The sequence below is a fragment of the Thalassovita mediterranea genome, assembly GCA_019448215.1.
GTDB lineage: Bacteria > Pseudomonadota > Alphaproteobacteria > Caulobacterales > Hyphomonadaceae > Henriciella.
This window is the reverse complement of the sequence record CP080408.1, coordinates 381,787-402,958: the sequence shown is the minus strand read 5'-3', so window position 1 is coordinate 402,958 and position 21,172 is coordinate 381,787. Positions and strand designations below refer to the sequence as shown.

19 protein-coding genes and 1 pseudogene are annotated in these 21,172 nt (G+C 63.4%); 12 read left to right on the top strand and 8 right to left on the bottom strand.

The annotated features are described in order from the left end of the window. Positions 1–194 precede the first annotated feature (194 nt). The 5 genes from KUV46_01955 to KUV46_01935 are packed head-to-tail and all read right to left on the bottom strand — an operon-like array spanning position 195 to position 7,463. Positions 195–2,234, bottom strand: coding sequence for a hypothetical protein (locus KUV46_01955; protein ID QYJ01168.1), 2,040 nt, complete (start codon positions 2,232–2,234; stop codon positions 195–197). After that, on the bottom strand, positions 2,231–5,158 hold the full coding sequence (locus KUV46_01950; protein ID QYJ01167.1) for a DUF4159 domain-containing protein: 2,928 nt from the start codon (positions 5,156–5,158) through the stop codon (positions 2,231–2,233). The genes KUV46_01955 and KUV46_01950 overlap by 4 nt, the downstream gene beginning before the upstream one ends. After that, the gene (locus tag KUV46_01945; GenBank protein ID QYJ01166.1) at positions 5,155–6,018 is read right to left on the bottom strand and encodes a DUF58 domain-containing protein; all 864 of its coding nucleotides are present in this window, start codon (positions 6,016–6,018) and stop codon (positions 5,155–5,157) included. Before KUV46_01945 ends, KUV46_01950 begins: the two co-directional genes overlap by 4 nt. Next, the gene (locus KUV46_01940) at positions 6,008–6,472 is read right to left on the bottom strand and encodes a hypothetical protein (GenBank protein QYJ01165.1); all 465 of its coding nucleotides are present in this window, start codon (positions 6,470–6,472) and stop codon (positions 6,008–6,010) included. The genes KUV46_01945 and KUV46_01940 overlap by 11 nt, the downstream gene beginning before the upstream one ends. Before the next feature lies 1 nt (position 6,473). Further along, a complete protein-coding gene (locus KUV46_01935) occupies positions 6,474–7,463 on the bottom strand; it encodes a MoxR family ATPase (GenBank protein ID QYJ01164.1) in 990 nt (329 codons plus the stop codon). Positions 7,464–7,608: 145 nt separating this feature from the next. On the opposite strand from KUV46_01935, the gene KUV46_01930 reads away from it, so the two are divergent. The 4 genes from KUV46_01930 to KUV46_01915 are packed head-to-tail and all read left to right on the top strand — an operon-like array spanning position 7,609 to position 10,397. Further along, positions 7,609–8,118, top strand: a complete 510-nt coding sequence (locus tag KUV46_01930) for a DUF1285 domain-containing protein (GenBank protein ID QYJ02333.1) — start codon at positions 7,609–7,611, stop codon at positions 8,116–8,118. A gap of 7 nt (positions 8,119–8,125) precedes the next feature. Further along, positions 8,126–8,761, top strand: a complete 636-nt coding sequence (locus KUV46_01925) for a CoA pyrophosphatase (protein QYJ01163.1) — start codon at positions 8,126–8,128, stop codon at positions 8,759–8,761. Further along, a complete protein-coding gene (locus KUV46_01920) occupies positions 8,758–9,210 on the top strand; it encodes a hypothetical protein (protein ID QYJ01162.1) in 453 nt (150 codons plus the stop codon). The genes KUV46_01925 and KUV46_01920 overlap by 4 nt, the downstream gene beginning before the upstream one ends. After that, positions 9,207–10,397 carry a CCA tRNA nucleotidyltransferase gene (locus KUV46_01915; GenBank protein ID QYJ01161.1) on the top strand — a complete coding sequence of 397 codons (1,191 nt, stop codon included), beginning with the start codon at positions 9,207–9,209 and terminating at the stop codon, positions 10,395–10,397. The genes KUV46_01920 and KUV46_01915 overlap by 4 nt, the downstream gene beginning before the upstream one ends. Here the strand turns inward: KUV46_01915 and KUV46_01910 are convergent. Further along, entirely contained in the window at positions 10,394–10,882 is a 489-nt protein-coding gene (locus KUV46_01910; GenBank protein QYJ01160.1) for a tryptophan-rich sensory protein, read from the bottom strand. The two genes, KUV46_01915 and KUV46_01910, sit on opposite strands and share 4 nt — an antisense overlap. A 31-nt stretch (positions 10,883–10,913) precedes the next feature. After that, entirely contained in the window at positions 10,914–11,798 is an 885-nt protein-coding gene (hemF, locus tag KUV46_01905) for an oxygen-dependent coproporphyrinogen oxidase (protein QYJ01159.1), read from the bottom strand. Between the two features lie 237 nt (positions 11,799–12,035). On the opposite strand from hemF, the gene petA reads away from it, so the two are divergent. The 4 genes and pseudogenes from petA to KUV46_01885 all read left to right on the top strand — a co-directional run bounded on the left by petA (position 12,036) and on the right by KUV46_01885 (position 15,767). Then, positions 12,036–12,644, top strand: coding sequence for a ubiquinol-cytochrome c reductase iron-sulfur subunit (gene petA / locus KUV46_01900; GenBank protein QYJ01158.1), 609 nt, complete (start codon positions 12,036–12,038; stop codon positions 12,642–12,644). A 21-nt stretch (positions 12,645–12,665) separates the two neighbouring features. Continuing rightward, positions 12,666–13,775, top strand: a pseudogene (locus tag KUV46_01895) (cytochrome b N-terminal domain-containing protein). Positions 13,776–14,133: 358 nt separating this feature from the next. Beyond that, a complete protein-coding gene (locus KUV46_01890) occupies positions 14,134–15,243 on the top strand; it encodes a cytochrome c1 (protein QYJ01157.1) in 1,110 nt (369 codons plus the stop codon). A gap of 71 nt (positions 15,244–15,314) precedes the next feature. Next, positions 15,315–15,767 carry a GNAT family N-acetyltransferase gene (locus tag KUV46_01885; GenBank protein QYJ01156.1) on the top strand — a complete coding sequence of 151 codons (453 nt, stop codon included), beginning with the start codon at positions 15,315–15,317 and terminating at the stop codon, positions 15,765–15,767. Here the strand turns inward: KUV46_01885 and KUV46_01880 are convergent. Further along, the gene (locus tag KUV46_01880; protein ID QYJ01155.1) at positions 15,764–16,564 is read right to left on the bottom strand and encodes a DUF1206 domain-containing protein; all 801 of its coding nucleotides are present in this window, start codon (positions 16,562–16,564) and stop codon (positions 15,764–15,766) included. The two genes, KUV46_01885 and KUV46_01880, sit on opposite strands and share 4 nt — an antisense overlap. A 113-nt stretch (positions 16,565–16,677) precedes the next feature. Between KUV46_01880 and KUV46_01875 the strand changes: the two genes are divergently transcribed. The 4 genes from KUV46_01875 to KUV46_01860 all read left to right on the top strand — a co-directional run bounded on the left by KUV46_01875 (position 16,678) and on the right by KUV46_01860 (position 21,153). Then, complete coding sequence (locus KUV46_01875; GenBank protein ID QYJ01154.1) at positions 16,678–17,553, top strand: S-methyl-5'-thioadenosine phosphorylase; 876 nt, start codon at positions 16,678–16,680, stop codon at positions 17,551–17,553. A gap of 112 nt (positions 17,554–17,665) precedes the next feature. Continuing rightward, on the top strand, positions 17,666–18,580 hold the full coding sequence (locus KUV46_01870; GenBank protein ID QYJ01153.1) for a hypothetical protein: 915 nt from the start codon (positions 17,666–17,668) through the stop codon (positions 18,578–18,580). Positions 18,581–18,625: 45 nt separating this feature from the next. Beyond that, positions 18,626–19,153 (top strand): adenine phosphoribosyltransferase, encoded by a 528-nt coding sequence (locus KUV46_01865; GenBank protein ID QYJ01152.1) that lies wholly within the window; start codon positions 18,626–18,628, stop codon positions 19,151–19,153. Between the two features lie 29 nt (positions 19,154–19,182). Next, positions 19,183–21,153, top strand: coding sequence for a hypothetical protein (locus KUV46_01860; GenBank protein QYJ01151.1), 1,971 nt, complete (start codon positions 19,183–19,185; stop codon positions 21,151–21,153). Positions 21,154–21,172: the final 19 nt, after the last annotated feature.

Genomic DNA, 21,172 nt, shown 5'->3' with positions numbered 1-21,172 from the left:
AATTCGCTCGGGCCATATGATAGAGCACAGTGAATAATGTCGCGTTCGTCGTGAAATCTCAAATTTATTTACTTGCTGGCTTTAGCTGCGATTGCGGGGGGGGGGCTCGCATCTCTGAAACTACGGAACAATTTGTCAGCGTTGCTTCCCATCACCCCTAGCCCCTCTCCCGGGGGAGAGGGGAATGGGTCAGGTTATTGCCCCTCGCGCCGCCACGCCAAAATCAGGAAAACCAGAATAAGCGCCACGGCCAATAGCCCCGGCAGGAGCGGCAGGCTGGTGGAGCTGCGGACGGCGTAGGCGCCGCGTTCCTTGAGGCCCAGCCAGTTGCCGCCGGCGGCGTTGGCGTTTTGTCCGACGCGGCGGATGTCCGGCAGGCTGGCGCCGGGGCGGGTGAGTTCATAGACGCCTCCGCCTGTGGCCGCCGAGAGCGGGGCGAGGACGTCGCCGGTGGCTTCGAGGGAGGCGTATTCCTTTGGGTTGGCGGGGCCGTTCAAGGCCACCGCTTCGAGGCCGCCTGCCTCAGCGCGGAAGAGGCCGAGCTGGTCTATGGCAAGCTCTGCGGTGAATTCGCCGGGGCCGGTCTGGGTCCAGCGGGGGGTGAGGGTTTCGCCGTCCGGGGTCTCGACGCTCAGGGTGGGTGCGGTGTCTGACAGGGTGCGAAGGCGTGCGCGCATCGTGTCGCCCTGCGCTTCGAGGAGGAGCTGGCGCTCTTCAAGCTCTGGCTCTTTCATCAGCCAGTGGACGGTGCGGCGGATCAGCTCTGCGAAGGGGCCGCCGCCATCATAGCCGCGCGCCCAGAGGAAGATCTGGCCGGACAGGATCTGCGCGACGCGGCCTTCGCCGACGCGGTCGACCACCAGAAGCGGGTCGCCATTGCGGGCGGTCATCAGGACATCGCCAACTTCGGGCACAGCCTCGATATAGCGCACCCAGTCGCCCCATGACTGGCCGGTGAGGGTTTCTGTGATGGTGTGGCGCGCGCCGGTCTCAGAGATTTGCGGGTTGAACTTTCCGACCTGGATGGTGCCGGTGGGCAGGGCAGGCAGGACGGCAGAAAGCGGCGTATTGGCGAGGGAGGCGGGGCCTGCGAAATCCTCACCCGCCGCGATCAGCAGGGCGCCGCCATCGGCCACATAGCGGGCCATATTGGCGAGGTAGGACATGGTGATGACGGTGCGCCGCTCATACTGGTCGAAGATGATGAGGTCGAACTCATTCAGCTTGCCTTCGAACAGCTCCTCTGTCGGGAAGGCGATGAGGGCCATTTCCTCCAGCGGGGTCACGTCCTGCTTGTAGGGCGGGCGCAGGATGGTGAAGTGGACAAGGTCGACCGAGGGGTCTGATTTCAGGAGGTCGCGCCAGACGCGGCCTGCGGCGTTCGGCTTGCCGGTGATGAGAAGGACGCGGAGGCGATCGCGCACGCCGGACAGGGTGGCGGCGGTGCGGTTGTTTGCAAGCGTCAGCTCCTGCTCGCCTGCCGGGGTTTCGACGACGAGGATATTGTCGCCGCGCCGCTCAATCTCCACCGGGAGGGGGGTGTCGGTGCCGGTCTGGACGGTGATTTCTTCGGGCTCTCCGCCATTCATGGAATAGGTGACGGTGGCCTGCGCGCTGACAGGGTCATCGACGCGCACGACGAAGGCGGCGTCCTCGCCGACAATACCGAAGTCTGGTGAGCGGACCAGCGAGATACGCCGGTCGCCGCTGTCCGGGTCGCCCGTGATGAGGCTGTGAATGGGGCCGAGCGCGTCGAGGCGGGCGGCGTCTTCGGGCACGTCATGGACCTGCCCGTCGGTGACGAGGACGGTGCCGGCGATCCGGTCGCGCGGGACGTCTGCCATCAGGCCTTCGAGGGACGCGATGAGGTTGGTGCCGTCGGCGCTGGAGCCTGTCTCGACGAAGCGGACCTCCAGCGAGGTGTCGGCGTCCATGTCGGCGCGCAGCTTTTCGAGGGCGGCGTCGGCAATGGCTTCGCGGTCACCGAAGCTCATACTCTCTGAGCGATCGACGACGATGGCGGCGACGGAGGGGAGGGGGTCTCGTTCCTCGCGGACATAGGCGGGGTTGGCGAGGGCGGCAGCGAGCGCGGTGAGGACGGCGGCGCGCATCAGCCAGGCGCGGCCACGCCAGCGGATATAGGCGCCATAGGCGAGCAGGCAGAGCGCGAGCAGCGCCCAGAGCAGCGGCCAGCCGAGAAGCGGGTCGAGTGAGATGCGGCCAGCTTCGGTCATTCAGGCGTGCCTTCCTGCTGGCGGCGGAGCATGTCTTCGAGCTGGACCGGGCCCTGGTCTTCATCGCCGCTGCCGGGAAGGCGCGGCGGTATCTGGCGTTCGATACCGGTCGGGGCGGGCTCTGTGCCGTCTTCGCCTTCGCCGAGGCGTTCCAGCAGGGCAGGAATGTGGACCTGGTCTTCCTTATAATTGCCGGTCAGCACGTACATCATGAGGTTCACGCCAAAGCGGCGCGCCATCTCGCGCTCCCGGTCGCCGCCATCGACGCTGAGCAGGGGGCGGCCGCTCTCATCAATGGCCCAGGCGGCGAGATAGTCTGCGTCCCCGATGATGAGGCCGGAGACGCCGTCGCCACGGCGCGCCGACGCGTCTGCGGCGCCTGCCGAAGACTCGATCCAGAGCTGGCGGTCCTGATAGCGCCCGGCGAACCCGTCGATCAGGTAGAAGCTGCGCGTCATCACATGGTCCTGGCTGACGGGCTGGAGCGGCGGGGTGTCGAGGCCGGGCAGGACGCGGTCGAGGTCGGCGAAGCTGTTATTGCTGGCGACGTTGCCGCCCCGCCGCGTGTCGATGAAGAGCGCGCCGCCATTGCGCAGATAGGCGTTGAGGCGCTCCACCGCACGGGAGCTGAGCGGGGTGGCATTATCCGGCAGGGCGAGCACGATCATCGGGTAGACGTCGAGCTCATCGGTTTCAGGGTCGACAGTGTGCGGCTCTGCTGGCTCGACCGAGGTGCGGCGGAAGAGGGTGAGCGAGAGGCCGCGAAGGCCCGCGCGGGTGACGGCGTCAACCTCGCTGTCGCCGGTCTCGATATAGGCAAGGCGCATCTCGAGCAGGGCTTCCATTGCCTTGTCGATCTCGCCGGTCTGCTCGATCTCCGTGCCGCGATAGCCGGGCGAGATGGCATAGCTGTAGGGGTTGGGGCTGATATCGTCGAACTGCGCATGGGCGGGCGGCTGGGCGAGGGGGACGAGCGTCGCCGCACCAGCGATGAGGACGGCCGCATGGGCGCCGCGGCGCAGCGACGGGAAGCGTCCGGCGAGTGCGAGGGCGACGAGAAGATCGATCGCGATCAGCAGGCCTGCGAGCCCCAGAAGAAGACCGCCGAGGCGGATGGTCTGTGCTTCGGCGTCACCGAGCAGCGTGGCGCTGGTCGGCCAGTTGGTGACGAGGGCGGGGACGCCTGCGGCTGCGGTGTTGATGGCACGGGTGCCGCCGGGCCCGCGATAGAGGCCGGGTGGGTGCGATTCAGATGGGACGGCGTCTGTAAGGTCTGCTGCCGCTATGGGTGAGGCGTTCGGGCCGGGGCTGACAAGGCGGCCATAGCCGTTCACCGTCACCTCTGGCGTATAGGTGCCTTCTTCGTCCTGCATGGTTTCGCCGCGGCCAGCGGCAATGGCGCGTCTCAGCATCTCGACGAAGGTGCCTGAATAGGAAAGGTCGGACCAGTCGGGGCCCGCAGTGACATGGAAGAGGACGAGCGTGCCCTGTCCGCGGCTCGCGCCTGTCACCAGCGGTGAGCCGTCCTGAAGGCGGGCCCATGTGCGGCTGGCAAGCTCCGGATCGGGCCTCGCGAGGACCTGCTGGCGGATCTTGATGTCGGCAGGGGAGGCAAGGCCCGCAAAGGGTGAGGTCTCAGGGTAGCTGCCGATGCTTTGCGGTTCTTCCCAGGTCAGCGCGCCGCCAATGGCGCGCGAGGAGCGGCGCAGCGGTGTCGGCACGAGGCTGTCGGAATGCGCAGCAAGGCGCGGGCCTGCGAAACGGATGAGCGCGCCGCCGCCTTCGACCCATTCGGCCATGCGATCTTCAAGCTCAGGCGCAAGCTGGCCGATATCGGTCATGATGATGGCGTCAGGGTCGGCGGCAATCAGCTCTTCGATGGAGCCGTCCGTGATATGGGCGAAGGGCTCCAGCGCCTGACGGACATAGTGCATGTCGGAGAGAAGCGGCTGAGCGGTCGAGTCGCCAGAGACCAGACCGACACGGCGCGAGCGGTCAGCCGAATCCCAGAGCCACACGCTGCCTGCGCCCTGCACGCCGGTGATCGCGAAGCGTTCCACGCGGGCGAGGGCGGCTGCGGGAACGTCAAAGCGGGCGATGGCTTCTGCCTCACCGGCGGCGAAGTCTGCCTCTGCCGTGGCGAGGGCTGCGCCATCGAGGGTGAGGGCCGAGACATAGGTTTGCGCGCTGTTGGAGGTATCGACCCGGCGGACCGTGACGGCGGCCCCGTCAGCGGCGGAGGACAGGCCGGTAATTGCGAACGGTCCGCGCGGGGCGGCGGCATAGATGCTGAGTGGGGCGATCTCGCCGAGGGCGTCTGCGAAGGCGCGGGCACCCTCGCTGCCAAGCCCGTCACTGGCCCAGAGGATGCGGGCCGGCTGGACGCCGGAGGCTTCGAGACGTTCCAGCGCATCTTCGCGGTCTGTGCCCCAGGAGACGGGGTCGAGCGATCCGATACGGGCAGAAAGGTCTGTCCGTGTCAGGCGGTCGGCCGGGTCTACGTTGAGCGTGCGTGGGGCGGTGAGAAGGAGGTGGCCTGCAGTATCGCGGCTAGCGCCATCGAGGGCGCTGGAGGCGGCAGATTGCAGCTCACCCCAGCGCGGGGTGCTGGTCCAGCCATTGTCGATAACGATGAGGACCGGGCCTGCGTCCTCGCTGCCGACCTGCGCGCCCGGTGCATAGACGGGGTTCGAGAGGCCAAGGATGGCAGCGGCAGCGGCCAGAAGGCGCAGGAGGAGAATCCACCAGGGCGTGCGGGCCGGGGTTTCGTCTTCGGGCTCAACATCATCGAGCAGGCGGAGCGAGGGAAGGGCTGCTTCCTGCGGGGCGGGCGGCGTCGCGCGCAGGATGTACCAGATGACGGGCAAGGCGATGAGGCCGAGCAGCGCCAGCGGTGCGCCAAAGAGAAACGGACCAAGGCTCATAGGCGCGCCCCGAAGGCTTCGAAGGCCTGTTTCAGGTCTGCCGCGCCATAAGTGATGTCGTCACCGGTCGAATGGCGGACATATTGCCAGCCAAAGCTCGCCGCGAGGTTTTCGATGGCGGCGGCATGGGCGGCGAAGCGTTCGAGGTACTGATCGCGGATCGTTTCGGCGCGGCCAAACAGACGGAAGAGCGGGGTGCCCGGGCGGCTGAACCGGACGCGTCCCTGCCATGGAAAGGTTTCTTCGATGGGGTCGCTGAGCGCGATCAGGATCCCCTCTTTCGACACGCGGGCGAGCGGCGCGAGCCTTTCGCGCCAGACATCGATCGGGTCATAGAAATCACTGGCGAGGGCGAAGATGGCACGCGAGCGGGGCGGCGGTGGAAACTGACTGCTGCCGGAGGCGAGCAGGTCCTCGCCGAGCTTGTCGGCGGCGGCCTTGCCAAAGCTTGCCTTGCGTGCGCTGCCGAGAACGCCAATGCGCTCTCCCGCCTTGGACAGCATGAGCCCATTCGCCAACATCAGGATACGAGCCGTGTCTGCTTTCGTGCGGCGCTCTGGCGTGCCGCTCCAGTCGAAACCTTCTTGCGGATCGCACCAGAAGAGAATGGTGCGGGCGGTCTCAAGCTCTGTTTCGCGGACATAGACGTCGTCACCGCGCGCCGAACGGCGCCAGTCGATCCGCTGGGCCGTGTCTTCCTGAGAGTAGTGACGATACTGCCAGAACTGTTCGCCCGTGCCTGCCCGCTTGCGGCCTGCCGCGCCCAGATGGGCCGCGTCGGCGGCGCGCGCCTTCAGATTGAGGCCCGGCAGGGCGCGCGTGACGGCCTCTGCTTCTGCTCTGAGGGCCTCAAGCTTCATTCGCGGAGACCTCATCGGTGCAGTCGAGGGCAGCTTCGAACTTGCTGCGCCACTGTGCAGGCTGGCTGGCGGCGTCTGTGCGCTCACTCAGGCGGTCCTGATCGCTGAGGCCTGCTTCGGCTTCGACACCGGAGAGGAAGCTCTCGGCCTCTGCCGACTCGTCTTCGATAGCGCCGACTGACAGGCCGACACCTTCGCGGTTTGACCAAGCGTGGAGCACGCGCACGCGGGCCGCATCAAGCTCAGCGCGGACAAGGCGGCGATCCGAAGCTGAAAGACCTGTGCCGCTGACGTCTATAGCAAGCTCTGCACGTTCGATCATGCGGTAGCATTCTGCCAGCGCATCGCCTGAAGGTGACGGCATGCCGGGGTCACGCTCGCACGCCGCGAGGGCGGCTGCGCCAAGCGCGAGGCCAGCGGCCATGCGCACCAGTTGCGGCGTTGCAGCCTGCATCTCAGCCTGTCGATCTGGCGAGGTCGCCGATCAGCTCACGCATGCTTGGCGCCTGACCGGTCGGGTCATAGCGCATTGCCATACGGTGGCCGAGGCAAGGCTCTGCAAGGGCTTCGACATCTTCGAGCGATGGCGCGAGACGGCCGCGCAGGAGGGCGCGTGCCCGGCAGGCGAGCATCAGCGCCTGACCGGCGCGAGGCGACGGGCCCCAGTCGACGAAGCGACGAACACGGTCATCCGAGCTCTGCTCAGGGCGCGCTTCGCGAACGGTGGCGAGGATCGCCGTCAGAACCTTCTCGCCAACAGGCATCTGGCGGACGAGGCGCTGGAGAGCCATGAGCTGTTCGCCATCAATGGCGGGCTGGACGCTTGCATCTGAAAGGCCGGTGGTTTCAACGAGGATTTGACGTTCGGTATCGATGTCCGGATAGGTGACATCGATCTTGAGAAGGAAACGGTCGAGCTGTGCTTCGGGTAGCGGGTAGGTGCCTTCCTGCTCAATCGGGTTCTGGGTCGCGAGGACATGGAAGGGCGCGGGCAGGTCATGGCGCACGCCTGCAATCGTCACATGGCGTTCCTGCATGGCCTGAAGGAGGGCGGACTGGGTGCGCGGCGAGGCGCGGTTGATCTCATCTGCCATCAGGAGCTGGGTGAAGATCGGGCCCTTGATAAAGCGGAAGCTGCGCTCGCCGCCGGCGCCTTCATCGAGAACTTCGGAGCCGAGAATGTCGGACGGCATCAGATCTGGCGTGAACTGGATGCGCTGTGAGTTGATGCCGAGGGCCGTGCCCATGGCTTCGACGAGGCGGGTCTTGGCAAGGCCGGGGGCACCAATGAGCAGGGCGTGGCCGCCTGCGAGGATTGCCGAAAGCGCCAGCTCGATCACGCGGTCCTGACCGAAGACGGCTTTCGCGATCTCGGCTTTCACCTTTTCCAGCGTTTCGCCAGCGGCTTCAGCCTCCTGAACAACCACGTCATTATCGTCTGCCATGAGGTCTCCGTCTTTGCTCCGGCCCAGTTCAGACCTACGTCTAGGCAAAATGATGGCGGAGCGCGACGTGAAATCCAATGAAAACACTGCAATCAGCTTGAACGACCTGCTTAAAGTCATCGCGCCTGACCCGAGCGGGCGCAAACTGCCGCCTGTCGAGCAATGGTCACCGGAGCGGTCGGCCGATATCGACATGGAAATCCGCGCCGATGGCAGCTGGTGGCATGAAGGCGGGCGAATCAATCGCAAGAAGCTGGTGAAGCTGTTCTCGACCATCCTGCGCAAGGATGCAGACGGCTCGCACTGGCTGGTGACGCCTTATGAAAAGGTCGTCGTGCATGTTGAGGATGCGCCCTTCATTGCAACGCGCGTGGACCGGGCCGGCGAGGCGGGTGAGGATCAGAAGCTGGCCTTTGTGACCAATGTCGGCGACGTCGTGATCGCTGGCGCAGACAATCCGCTGCGGATCGAGACGGACCCTGAGACACTGGAGCCGTCGCCCTATCTGCTGGTGCGCGGGCGACTAGAGGCGAAACTGGCGCGGCCTGTCTTCTATGAGCTGGCCGGAATGGCGGTCATATCGCCTGAGGATGAGGGGCGACTTGGTGTCTGGTCAGATGGGGTGTTCTTTGACATAGGACCGGCCGAGGACTGAACCCCCTATGGCCTTTGTCGATCTCGATGATTTTTTGGCGCGTGCGCGCCTGCGCCTCGACCCTGTTGAAGGCGAGGAACGCCTGTCTGAAGGCGGCGATATCGAGTTTCTGGACGCTGACAGCATTGCCAATATTCGCCGGGCCGCTGTGCTGGTGCCGATCATCCCGAGGGAGGGCGGTCCGACCACGCTGCTGACCCATCGGCCCATGACGATGAAGGCCCATCCGGGGCAGGTTGCCTTTCCGGGCGGCAAGGTCGACCCGGTTGATGCCGATGAAATCGAGGCAGCGCTGCGCGAAGCCGAGGAAGAAGTTGGCGTCAATCCCGATGAGGTAAAGCTGATCGCACGGGGCGCACCCTATATTACGGGGACCGGCTTCCGGATCGTGCCGGTGCTGGGTGTCCTGCCAGAAGGTTTTGTCCCACGGCCAGACCCGGTCGAGGTGGACAGCGTGTTTGAGACGCCGCTTTCCTTCCTGATGAAGGCGGCAAACCACCAGCGTCAAAAAGCCAGCTGGAAGGGTCAGGTGCGCCACTATTATGAGATGCCGTATGAGGGCCACCGCATCTGGGGCGTGACGGCTGGGATCATACGCGCTTTATATGAGAGGCTGTACGAGCCCGGGGAGGAAGTGGTTTGACCTACAGGATCATCTTTCAGATCGTGCTGTTCTTGCTGCCCTTCTTCGCCTATGGCGTCTGGCGGCTGGCACGCCAGGAAGCCATCGAGGAAGGCCGCAAGCCGTGGCCGATTACCATCCTGTTCGCAACGGGCGCAGGTCTGGCCGTACTGGCCTGGATCATCCTGATCTTTGTGGATCGGGGCGGGCGCGACACATGCATCCAGCGCTCCTATACCGACCCTGAGACCGGCCGGATTGTAGCCGCGCAGGAAGTGCCTTGCGAAAAGCGCCGCGACGAGCTTGGCCTGCCGGCGAGCCGTGACCCTGGCAGCCGCGCGCCGGGCCTCGGCGGGACAGACCCTGCGGGGCCGAATGAACCGCCCGGCCCGCTTGACCCGGAAGCCCGCGATGATGCAACGGCGCTGGAAAGCGAAACTGCGGAAGACAGGACGACCGCCCCGCAATGACCGAACTTACCAAGACTGACTGGATCGACGCGCCCACAACGCGCGCCGTGATCGACGCCTTGCACGCTGTGCGCGCCGATTGCGCGCGCTTTGTCGGCGGATGCGTGCGCAATTCCATCATGGGCCGCGAGGTGGACGATATAGATATCGCCACCCAGCTGGAGCCGCAGGCCGTTATCGATGCGCTGGAAGCCGCTGGCATACGCGCCATCCCGACGGGAATAGAGCATGGCACGATCACGGCCGTCATCGAGAGCAAGCCTTTCGAGATTACCAGCCTTCGCCGCGACGTGGAGACAGATGGCCGGCGGGCCGTCGTTGCCTTTACCGAAGACTGGGCGGAGGATGCCGGGCGGCGCGATTTCAGGCTGAACGCGCTTTATGCCGATGCTGCGGGCAAGATCTATGACCCGATTGGCGGGGGGCTTGAGGACGCAGAAGCTGGCCGCGTCATCTTTATCGGGGACGCCGATGAGCGCCTGCGCGAGGATTATCTGCGCATCCTGCGCTTCTATCGCTTCAATGCCTGGTATGGCGCGGGGATCGACGCCGAAGGCCAGGCGGCCTGTGAGCGTCAGAAGGAAGGGCTGCGCCAGATCGCGGTCGAGCGTATCTGGAAGGAGCTGCGCAAGCTGCTCAGTGCGCCGGACCCGGTGCAGGCTGTTGTTGCCATGGAGGAGAGCGGCGTGCTCGCGCTGCTTCTGCCGGAATGCGAGACGCTGGATGGGCTGCATGATTTGCGGGTGAGTGAGACGCTGGCCGGTGTGGGGGCAGACCCGATACTGCGGCTGATGTCGCTGATCGACCGGAGTGCGCCGTCTGTCATGGCGGTGACCAAGCGGCTGCGCCTCTCGAACGCTGAGGCTGACCGGCTGACCATGTGGGCGGCTGACAACCTGCCGAAGATCGCCGGCATGAACGGGGCCGAGCTTCGCCGCACGCTGTACTGGCATGGGAAGCAGGCCGTCGTCGACCGGGCGCTGACCTCCGGTGAGAATGTGCGCGACCACCTCTATGCCATCCGCGCCTGGAAGCGGCCTGAGTTTCCGGTTGGCGGTGACGATGCGCTGGCCGCTGGCCTCAAAGGTCCGCAGATTGGCGAAGCGCTGCGCGCGCTCGAGGAATGGTGGATGGGCCAGGATTTCCAGCCAGAGCGCGAAGAGCTGCTGGCGCGGCTGAAAGCCTAGTTCGCGTAAACGATGAAGCCGTTGAGATACGCGGCGAAGCAGACCCAGGCGAGGTAGGGGACCTGGAGGATACCTGCGATGATCGAGTGGCGGCTGAAGGCGCGGATCATCAGCACGATCAGGACGAGCAGGATCGCAATGATGACGAGCGCGATGAGCGGCGCCTGAAAGCCGAAGAATATCCAGCTCCATGAAAGGTTCACGGCAAGCTGGGTAAAGAAGATGCCGAAGGCGGCGCTGGCGGCGGCGAATGACTTTGCTTTCAGCCGCACGATGATCGCGCCGAGCGCCATCAGGGTATACAGGATTGGCCAGACGATCGCGAAGGCGCGGTCAGGCGGATTGTAGGGCGCCTTGTCGAGCGCGGCGTACCATGGGTCCTGGCTGCCGCTGGATACGAGACCGCCAAGCGCGGCGACAGCTGCAGTCAGCGCGATGATGGCGATAATGATCCGCCAGGGGCTGTTCTTGGTCGTGTCGCTCATTTCGCTGTCATATCAGGGGTTTGCAGGCGGGTCACGGCCATTTTACGACTGGAGGCATGGACGAGAGGATCGAATTGACGTTGCCGCCAGTCTTGAGCCCGAAGGTGGTGCCACGGTCATAGAGCAGGTTGAACTCCACATAGCGCCCGCGACGGACGAGCTGTTCTTCGCGCTCGTCGCTGGTCCAACTTTCATTCATACGGCGCCGGACGAGGGCCGGGTAGATATCGCGGAAAGCGCGGCCGACATCCTGTGTGAAGGCAAAGTCAGCCTCCCAGTCGCCGCTATTGTGGCGGTCATAGAAGATGCCGCCTGTGCCTCGCGGCTCGTCGCGGTGGGCGAGGTGGAAGTACTCGTCGCACTGCTGCTTCATGCGCGGATAGAAGCTTGCATCATGACGGTCGCAGGCGTCTTTCATGGCGGCGTGGAAGTCGACCGTGTCGGGATAGTCGGCCTCGCGCTGATAGGTCAGCAGCGGGGTGAGGTCTGCGCCGCCGCCGAACCAGCTCTCGCTGGTGACGAGCATACGCGTATTCATGTGAACGGCAGGGACGCGCGGATTGCGAAGATGGGCGATCAGCGAGATGCCAGAGGCCCAGAATCGGCCACCGGACTTGTCGGCGCCGGGAATCTGCGCGCGGAAGGCTTCTGAAAAGTCGCCATAGACGCAGGAGACATGCACGCCGACTTTCTCGAATACCTTGCCTTTCATGATGGCCATGGTGCCGCCGCCAAGGTCCTCGGTGCCATCGCCGCGTGTCCAGGGTGTGCGCACGAAACTGCCAGCCGGACCGGTATAATGAGGCGGCTGGGCTTCGGCCTCGATGGCCTCGAAGCTGTCGATGATTTCGCCCTGGAGGGTTTCAAACCAGGTGCGGGCGCGGGTCTTTTGTGATTCGAGGTCGTTTTCGGTCATGCTTACCTTCTTTGCCCGCAGGCCTTAGTGCATGCGCGCCGGTCGGAAAACCGGCATTCGCCTGACTTCATTGACGCACCCTGGCTTGTTGCCACTGCCCGCGCCGCTGCGTCGCATGCGATGACGCACATGCGCGCCTTGCAAACCCCGCGCGCCCGCGCTAACCGCAGCGCAGATATATGCGGGGAGGTGCATTTTGCGGCGTTGCGCCGCAATGATTTTCCTCACCTTTAATGTATGCATCTCGGAGAAATCCTTGGCCAGAGGACTGGAAGAGTGAGCGACGCGCAAACCAAACCACACGAGACGGTCGATGAAGACCGTCGCGATTTCATTCACATTGCTACGGCGGCGACAGCTGTCGCAGGCGCAGGTGCGCTGGCATATGTGTTCGTCGACCAGATGAATGCCGCCAGCGACACAAAAGCGGCATCGAGCCTTGATGTCGACGTTTCGAAAGTGCCGGTCGGCGGTGAGATCCGGGTTCTGATCGGCGGCAAGCCGTTCTTCATCCGTCACCGCACCTCAGCAGAGATTCGCGCCGCCCAGAGCGTCGACGTGTCGTCCCTGCCGGACCCGCAGAGCGATGAAGAGCGCCTGGTTCCGATGCAGAGCGGCGAGTACAATCCTGCGATCCTCGTGACCTCGGGCAGCTGTACGCACCTTGGCTGTGTCCCGGTTGGTCCAGCCCAAGGCAATACGGGCGACTTCGGTGGCTGGTACTGCCCATGCCACGGTTCGCACTATGACACTTCCGGCCGCATCCGCCGCGGACCCGCTCCGTCGAACCTTCCGGTTCCGGACTATAACTGGGTCAGCCCGGCCGTGATTAACATTTCGCTTTAAGGAAGAGGACGTAACAAAGCCATGAGCGGACATGCCTCTACATACGAGCCGAAGACCGGCTTCACGAAATGGCTCGATTCACGCCTGCCGGTTGTCCGGCTGGCCTATGACAGCTTCGTCGACTTCCCGACGCCAAAGAACCTGAACTACTGGTACACATTCGGTGGCATCCTTGCCGTCTGCCTTATGACGCAGATCCTGACCGGTGTGGTTCTGGCCATGCACTATACCGCTACCGTCGATGGCGCTTTCGCGTCGGTCGAGCGGATCATGCGCGACGTGCCTTATGGCTGGCTCATCCGCTACATTCACTCGAATGGCGCGTCGATGTTCTTCCTCGCGGTCTACGTCCACATGTTCCGCGGCCTCTATTACGGTTCCTACAAGGCGCCGCGCGAGATCCTCTGGATCCTCGGCGTGGTGATCTTCCTGCTCATGATGGGCACGGCCTTCCTCGGCTATGTGCTGCCATGGGGCCAGATGTCCTATCACGGTGCAAACGTGATCACCGGCCTGATCGGTGCAGTTCCGGTCATCGGCGACAGCATCAAGGCCTGGCTGATGGGCGGACCGTCAATCGGTAACCAGACGCTGCAGCGCTTCTTCTCGCTGCACTACCTGCTGCCATTCATGATCGCCGGTGTTGTGATCCTTCACATCTGGGCGCTTCACGTGCCGGGCAATAACAACCCGGCCGGCGTTGAAGCCCGCAAGGACCCAGAAGGCCTGAAGCAGGATACCGTCCCGTTCCACCCGTACTACACGGTGAAGGATGGCTTCGCGATCGTCGTCTTCCTGATCATTTTCGCGGCTTTCGTCTTCTACATGCCAAACGTTCTCGGCCACGCCGACAACTATATCGAGGCAAACCCGCTGGTGACGCCGGCGCACATCGTGCCTGAATGGTACCTCCTGCCATTCTACGCCATTCTGCGCGCCATCACGTTCAACCTTGGCCCGATCGACGCCAAGCTGCTCGGTGTCATCGCGATGTTCGGCTCGATTGCTGTGCTGTTCTTCCTGCCTTGGCTCGACACATCGAAGGTGAAGTCGATGCGCTACCGTCCGGTGGCCCGTCAGTTCTTCTTCGGTTTCGTTGTTGCAGGCCTGCTGCTCGGCTGGTGCGGCGCGGCGAACCCGGATGATCCAATCATCCCGATGGGGTCTGACAAGCTGGTCGTCAGCTATACCGATGCGAACGGCAATGAAGCGACCCAGACCTATGAAGAGTATGAAGCCGCTGCGACCTTCCGCGAGCAAAAAATGAGCGAAGGCGTCGAGGCGATCATCGCCGTCGAGAAAGCGCCGGCGTTCCGCTTCGTGCACCTCGCACAGCTACTGACGCTCTACTACTTCGCTTACTTCCTGGTGATCCTGCCGCTTCTCGGCCTGCGCGAGAATCCGAAGGATGAGCCTGCTTCAATCCACAAGGCAGTTCTCGGTCACGACCGCGCTGCCCCGGCCCCTGCCGAATAAGAGGTCAAAGCACATGAAATTCCTGCGTTTTATCTCTGCTGGTCTCGGTGCGGCTGCTATCGCTGCAACGGCCCATGCTGCTGGCGGCGCTCTGCACCCGCATGAGCCAGAAGGTGGCTGGGCATTCGAAGGCCCGGTCGGTGAACTCGACATGGCCAGCGTCCAGCGCGGCTATCAGGTCTACCGCGAAGTCTGTGCGGCGTGTCACTCGATGCGCCTGCTCAGCTATCGTAACCTCGGTGAGCCAGGCGGCCCGTTCTACGATCCGGAATATCCGAACGCGAACAACAACCCGCTGGTGAAATCGTTTGCGGCACAGGACGAGATCCTGAGCACTGAGCCGAACGATGTCGGTGACTATGACTTCCGGCCGGCGCGTACGTCTGACCCGTTCAAGTCACCATACCCGAACGCGGCAGCTGCCCGTGCGGCCAATGGCGGCGCGCTTCCACCAGACCTTTCGGTGATCACGAAAGCCCGTGCCGGTGGCGCGAGCTATGTCTACAGCCTGATCTCAGGCTATCCGACGGAAGACGCGATCAGCACGCGCGAGGTTGAAGCAGAGGAAATGCCGGCAGCGGCAGAGTCCGAAGCGGAAGCAGAGGGCGAAGGCGCCGAAGCGGTCGAAGCTGGTGAAATGGAAGCCGCCGAGATGGCTGAAGGCGGCGAAGAAGCTGCTGCAGCCGAAGGCGAAGCTGAAGAAGCTGCTGCACCTGCGCAGCCGACCATGGAAACCGTCATCGACGTGTCTGCTGTCAAAGCGCTTTCGCATGGCGACAGCCACTATGAGGGCGAGCTCGTCCAGCCGGTTGGTCAGTACTACAACCCGTACATGGCCGGTGACGTGTCCGCACAATGGCGCGGTGATCCACGCCACACGCCTCCGGGTGGCTTCCTTGCCATGCCACCGCAGCTGTCTGATGGACGGGTGTCCTATATGGACGGCACCGAAGCGACCGTCGAACAGATGTCGATCGACATTGCGAACTTCCTGCAATGGGCAGGTGAGCCAAAGCAGAGCCAGCGCAAGTCCACCGGTCTTGCGGTGATGATCTACCTTCTGATCTTTGCCGTGCTGCTCTGGTTCTCGTTCCACCGCATCTGGCGGAACGTGGAGCACTAGGCCCAGGGCCCCGCGACACTCTCGTGGAACACCAATTGACCATCCGCTCAGCTAGCCTGGCGGATGGTTTTTTGATTCATGAGCTGACGCAGGCGATCTGGTCGGGCCGGGTATCACCGGAATCGACCGTGTTCAGGGAAACGCCTGAGACTGTCAGCGCGCAGATCGCCAAAGGCGGGGCGGTCGTCCTTGAAGATGCGGGCGAGCCGATTGGGGCCGGGCGTTTCGTCTTTGTGCCGCCGCCGATATCGGGCCATGCGCGCTGGATTGAGATCAAGCGAATTGGTGTTCTGCCAGGACGTCAGAAAGCCGGGTTGGGACGCATGATCCTGGCGTCGCTTGAGGCAACCGGCCGGGAAGTGGGTGCAGAAGGGGCGCAGCTCGCTGTGCGGACCGATCAGCCCCGGCTGGTCGATTATTATCTGGCCTGCGGATATGAGCTGGCGAGGGATGTGCAGCTCACGACGCCAAACCCGCGTTCGCCGGAGCCGACCGGCATGCGCAAATGGTTTGAGCGCGCCTAGTCGTCAGGGAAGCGGTGGCGCAGGGACTGGACGCCGGAATAGATGCCGTAGGCGCCGATCGCGGCACTCGCTGCAATGAAGAGAGGCAGGCCGAAGGGTTGTGTTCTGATCCAGCCAAGCGTGGCCGCGAGGCCTTTCACATCCGACGGGTCAACATTGTAGGCGCCAGCGAGCAGGAACAGGCCGATCAGCCCGAAAAGTATGCCGCGCCCGGCAATCCCGAACTCAATCACCGGCTTTGCGCGCTGCGCCCACCCTGAGAGGTCGAGGCTCTTTTTCCATTGATTGGATTGCGTGCGCCAGATCTGCGCGCCGCCAATGCCGATCAGGCAAAGTCCGGCGAGGCCCACCATCCATGACCCGAAAGGCTGTTCCATGAGCCATTTAGCGGTTTCTTCGGTCTTGCCGCCGCCGCCGCCATCATCCGCGTCGAACGCGACCGCGCCAGCTGCGAAGCCGACGAGTGCGTAACTCGTACCAGATGAAACCATGCCGAGGCGGGCGAGGATGCCTTTTGCGTCGTTGCCCTGATCGTCCGTGTCGAGCGCGGCCTGCTGATACCGCCAGAGCGCATAGAGAAAGAGGCCGAGGGCGAGGCCGACGAGCAGGATGCGTCCGCCTGTCGTGGATTCGATCATTCGAAAGGCTTCGCCGGGTGTTGCGCCATCATCTTCCTCGCTTGTGAAGGCGGCCTTCAGGAGGAGGAAACAGACGGCGAAGTAGACGAGGGCGCGTGCCCCAAGGCCTATCCGGGCGAGAGTGCCCGAAACAGGGCGGTGGGTGTCGATTGCGCTCATAGGTCAATGACGCGCAGCACGGGTGACGTGTTCCCACGCGGCATCTGTGACAAGGCTTGATTTAAGCCGGGCAGGCTGCTTTCAGCCATGGAGACAGTCAGGAGTATGAGACGATGAGCGAATGGGTGATCGGCGTTATTGGCGGTTCGGGCCTTTACGATGTGGAGGGCTTTGAGGACCGCGATACGATGCGGGTCGGGACGCCCTGGGGCGAGCCGTCGGACGAGCTGACCACGGGGCGGATCGGCGATGTCCGCTTTGTCTTCCTGCCGCGCCATGGCCGCGGCCACCGGCTGACGCCGACCCATGTGCCTTACCGCGCCAATATCGACGCGCTGAAACGGGCGGGGTGTACAGATGTGCTGTCTATCTCTGCCTGCGGGTCCCTGCGCGAGCGCTATGCGCCCGGTGACTTTGTCATGGTGGACCAGTTCATCGACCGGACATTCGCGCGCGAAAAGAGCTTTTTCGGCCCGGGCATGGTCGCGCATGTCTCCATGGCGGACCCGGTGTGCGAGCGGCTTTCGCAGCTGGCTGGCGATGCCGCCGAGAAGGCGGGGGTCACGGTCCATCGCAGCGGGACGTATCTTGCCATGGAGGGCCCGCAATTTTCCTCGCGCGCGGAAAGCTATCTCTATCGCCAGTGGGAATGCGATGTGATCGGCATGACGAACATGCCCGAAGCAAAGCTCGCCCGGGAGGCAGAGCTTCCCTATGCAACAATGGCGATGGTGACGGACTATGATTGCTGGCGCGATGCGAGCGAGGCGGTGTCGGTCGCCAATGTGCTGGAGATCATGCAGTCGAACACGGCGGCGGCGAAGAAAGCGCTGACTGAGCTGGCAAAGCTGCTCTCCGGTGTCTCGCGCACACCCTCGCCGCAGGCCATCGAAACATGCCTTGATTATGCGCTCATCACGGCGCCTGATGCGCGTGATCCGAACCTGCTGGCAAAGCTGGACGCTGTCGCGGGGCGGGTGCTGAGATAGGGACTCCTGAATGAGGAGGTGTCTCGCCGAATTCACGTGAGACGCGAACTTGTTCGACCCCGTCATTCAACTGGGTTAACCTCTGCTCCCGACCGGGGAGGGGTTGAGTAGAATGACAGAAGAAAATCTGGAAGTGTTGCTGGTTGTCGCCGGTGCCATTGCGGGCATCGTCGTCCTGATGATTATCTGGTTTGTGCTGAAGAGCCTGCGCACACGCGGGCGGGCGCTGACCATGGCGCTGGACGGGGTCGGCCACGAGTTCAGGTTCAATCTGCAGCGCGTCCTGTCGGAACTGCGTGATCTTACGGGCAATGGCGACGCGAGAGAGGAACTGTCCGTTCCGCTCGGCCGTCCGCAGCTTGATAGCCTGCTGACGCAGCCTGAGGTAAAGGACAAGCGCGCGCTTGAGCGGCTGGATACGACTTACCAGGCGCTCGAGGCGAGCCGCCATGAGGTGCGTACGCAAGGCCAGTCGAGTGACAGCATAGAGGCCTACAAGCGCAGCGCAGTCGAGGCGATCGCGATCCTGTACCTCTGGGAGCAACATAAGGGCGGCCTGCCGGAGAAGGCGCCGTCGACAAGCAGCTCTTCGGTTCGCGACTGGATGAAGTCGCTTGGCTTTTCCCAGACGCTCATTCCCGGAATGGCGCTGCGGGATGAGGTCATCAAGCATCTGCGCCGTCTGCGTATGCCGCTGAAACCGAGCGAGCTTGGCATGAGTGCGCAGGACTATTACGGCCTCTCCGCTAAGGACGAAGATCGCGCGACAGGCGAGCTTGCGGCCGGCGTTCCAGAGACGCCAGAGCCGACCAATATGGCCGAGGAAGCTGCCCAACAGGAGGCTGAGCCTGAGGTTGATTCGACACCAGCAGAGAATGAGCAGTTGGAGCCTGAGGCCGAAGAAGCCCCGGCGGAAGCGCCGCGCGAGGCTGAACCTGCAGTAGATAATGCAGTTGCGGCGCGCGCGTCCACGCCGCCCGCAGGCGATCTGGCACAACCTAGCCGTCGCCGGAGGCGTAGACGCTAGCTTTTGGGCTTCCCGCACGCGGCTAAAGCCCGCTAAAGTGGCGACATGGATTTCAAATCGACCATCCGAACCATTCCGGACTATCCCCGAAAAGGGATCATGTTCCGGGATGTTTCGACACTGATGGCCGATGCGGCAGCGTTCGCAGCCGCTGTCGAAAAACTGGCTGCGCCTTTCGAGAAGTTCGAGATTTCCAAGGTCGCCGGGATCGATGCGCGCGGCTTCATCCTGGGCGGTGCCATTGCGGTGCGGCTGAAGGCTGGGTTCCTGCCACTGCGCAAGCCGGGCAAGCTGCCTTACCGCACATTCAGCGAATCCTATGAACTCGAATACGGTTCCGACGCGCTTCACATGCATGTGGATGGGGTCGAGCCCGGCGAGCGGGTGCTGCTGGTCGATGACCTGATCGCGACGGGCGGAACGGCTGAGGCCGGGGTGAAGCTGCTTCGCCGGGGGCGGGCCGATATCGTGTCGGCTGTCTTCCTTGTGGACCTGCCTGACCTTGGCGGGGCGCGCCGTGTGCGTAATATGGGCGTTGAAGTCAAAGCACTGGTTTCCTTCGAAGGAGACTGAACCGACCGTTTCAAGGGGGACATCTGATCATGAAACGCATCTCACTGGGGGCGGCGCTCGCCCTGTCTGGTTATCTTGCGGCGTGCGATAATCCTCCGCGGGTTCCTGAATTCCGGTCAGATGGGGAACAGTCTTCTCCTGAAACTGCTGACCGAGGATCTGGCGCTTCAGGCGCGGCAAGCTGGAGCGAGAAATTCGCTGCCTTCGAAGCGTTCGAGGCCGAAGCCTATGCTGACCCGGACAGCGGCGAGGCCGACCTTTCCGATATTCAGGGCCTGCTGCCAGACTTTGTCAGCGTCAGCTGGGACGAACAATCCTATGACGAGACGACGGGCGCCACGGCGTTTGAAAACCTGCGGATCACGATCAATACAGAGCCTGCCTTTGGCGTCGCGATGGATGAGGCGCGCGTCTGGGGTTTCGATGATGACCTGCTGATTGCCCGCATAAATGGGGAGCGCCTGGAGGAGACGGGCACGCTGTTCGACCGGCTGGAGACTGACGGCTACTCGCTGTTCGGCGCGGCAGGCGCGATGGGCGCAGTCTTTGACTTCATGGAAGCAGAAATGGGCGGGGATGCGCCGAGCGAGATAGACTTCGCCATCAACCAGCTCGACATGACCGTGGAGAGCACGGTGACAGGCCCGCTAACCCTGCGCCCATTCGAGTATGTCCCTCTCAGTGAAGAGCAGTACGCACAACTCACGGGCATGCTGGAGATCGGAACCGGCGAGCTTGAGGAAGAAGGCATCGACGGGTTACAGGCCCTGCGCCTTGCCCAGCAGGCGATCGCTGTTGTCCGTTCGGTCGAGATCGAGCGCGGATCGGCGCGCAACATGGACATGACAATGCAGATCGACACGCCTGAGGTCGACCAGACGGTGTCCTACACGCTCGACTTCTATGGCTATGAAGGCCTCTCCGGCTACGACATGGGCGGCATCTACTATTCAGGCATGCGCCAGGAGCAGGGCATGTCGTTCGATGGCGAGGCGCTGGAGGCCGAAGAGGTTTATCCTGACGGGCTCAATATCGATCAGCTGGTGACGGCCGATTTCATGTCCTATGAGGGCATACGCTTCGACAAGCTGGCTGGCTTTCTGGCGCGCAGTGAATTTCCGGGACTGGACCAGCGTGACCTGATCAGCCTCGGCCAGAGCGTGGTCAGCAATTATGCCTATCAGATGGGCGGGTCTGACGTGTTCCGCGTCGACGAGATGCGCGTCGAGGCGAACGAGTTCGAATGGCTGATGCCAGAAGCGATCTCCGTCGATATGCAAGGCGTCGCCGTCTATCCGGGCGAAATTGGCCAAACCGTACTGTCCTTCATACCGTCCGGTGAGGATGAAGAGATGGAAGCTGTTCGCAGCGATATCGCCGCGGGTATCGAGCTGCTCGATGAGCACGGCTTCAGCGAAATCCCGGCAGACATCCAGACCGCCATGACCTGGAACAAGAATAGCGGCGAAACGGAGTTTTCGTTTGCGGCCCAGTCGGACGGCTTTGGTGAGCGGATCGCCCGGCTTGGCATCACGCTGCCGCCTTATGATCCGATCGCGGCCGCCGCTGAGGAGGGCGAACTCGACTCTGCCTTTGAGGATCTGTTTGAGACGCACTTCACCTTCAATGGCGCGCGCCTCTACGAGTCTGATGATGGCGGCTATGACAAGCTGTTCGGCTATCTTCATGCGCTCGGCCAGCAGCATGAGAGTGAAGGGTGGGGCGCAACGCTGGCGGGTATGCCGCCAGAAGACCTGCGCCAGTTCATTGCGGTGATGACCCGCTCTGCCAAGGGCCGCGTGCAAGATCAGTTCCCGCAGGCGGTCGACTGGATCGAGGCCGTTGCGGCTTATTTCGAGACGTCTGGCGGCAGCCTGGACATCCGTCTCGATCCGCCGTCGCCGCTGACGCCGGAGGGTATCGAAGAGCTTGCCCGTGCCAATGACATGGACGCGTGGGTCGAGCAGTTCGGTATCAGCGTCACGCATACGCCGGAATAGGTGAGTGAGGTGCTTGACC

Coding starts and splice junctions, on each gene's coding strand:
- KUV46_01955 (QYJ01168.1), bottom strand. CDS start 2,234: ATGACCGAAGCTGGCCGCATCTCACTCGACCCGCTTCTCGGCTGGCCG.
- KUV46_01950 (QYJ01167.1), bottom strand. CDS start 5,158: ATGAGCCTTGGTCCGTTTCTCTTTGGCGCACCGCTGGCGCTGCTCGGC.
- KUV46_01945 (QYJ01166.1), bottom strand. CDS start 6,018: ATGAAGCTTGAGGCCCTCAGAGCAGAAGCAGAGGCCGTCACGCGCGCC.
- KUV46_01940 (QYJ01165.1), bottom strand. CDS start 6,472: ATGCAGGCTGCAACGCCGCAACTGGTGCGCATGGCCGCTGGCCTCGCG.
- KUV46_01935 (QYJ01164.1), bottom strand. CDS start 7,463: ATGGCAGACGATAATGACGTGGTTGTTCAGGAGGCTGAAGCCGCTGGC.
- KUV46_01925 (QYJ01163.1), top strand. CDS start 8,126: ATGGCCTTTGTCGATCTCGATGATTTTTTGGCGCGTGCGCGCCTGCGC.
- KUV46_01915 (QYJ01161.1), top strand. CDS start 9,207: ATGACCGAACTTACCAAGACTGACTGGATCGACGCGCCCACAACGCGC.
- KUV46_01910 (QYJ01160.1), bottom strand. CDS start 10,882: ATGAGCGACACGACCAAGAACAGCCCCTGGCGGATCATTATCGCCATC.
- hemF (QYJ01159.1), bottom strand. CDS start 11,798: ATGACCGAAAACGACCTCGAATCACAAAAGACCCGCGCCCGCACCTGG.
- petA (QYJ01158.1), top strand. CDS start 12,036: ATGCATCTCGGAGAAATCCTTGGCCAGAGGACTGGAAGAGTGAGCGAC.
- KUV46_01890 (QYJ01157.1), top strand. CDS start 14,134: ATGAAATTCCTGCGTTTTATCTCTGCTGGTCTCGGTGCGGCTGCTATC.
- KUV46_01880 (QYJ01155.1), bottom strand. CDS start 16,564: ATGAGCGCAATCGACACCCACCGCCCTGTTTCGGGCACTCTCGCCCGG.
- KUV46_01875 (QYJ01154.1), top strand. CDS start 16,678: ATGAGCGAATGGGTGATCGGCGTTATTGGCGGTTCGGGCCTTTACGAT.
- KUV46_01870 (QYJ01153.1), top strand. CDS start 17,666: ATGACAGAAGAAAATCTGGAAGTGTTGCTGGTTGTCGCCGGTGCCATT.
- KUV46_01865 (QYJ01152.1), top strand. CDS start 18,626: ATGGATTTCAAATCGACCATCCGAACCATTCCGGACTATCCCCGAAAA.
- KUV46_01860 (QYJ01151.1), top strand. CDS start 19,183: ATGAAACGCATCTCACTGGGGGCGGCGCTCGCCCTGTCTGGTTATCTT.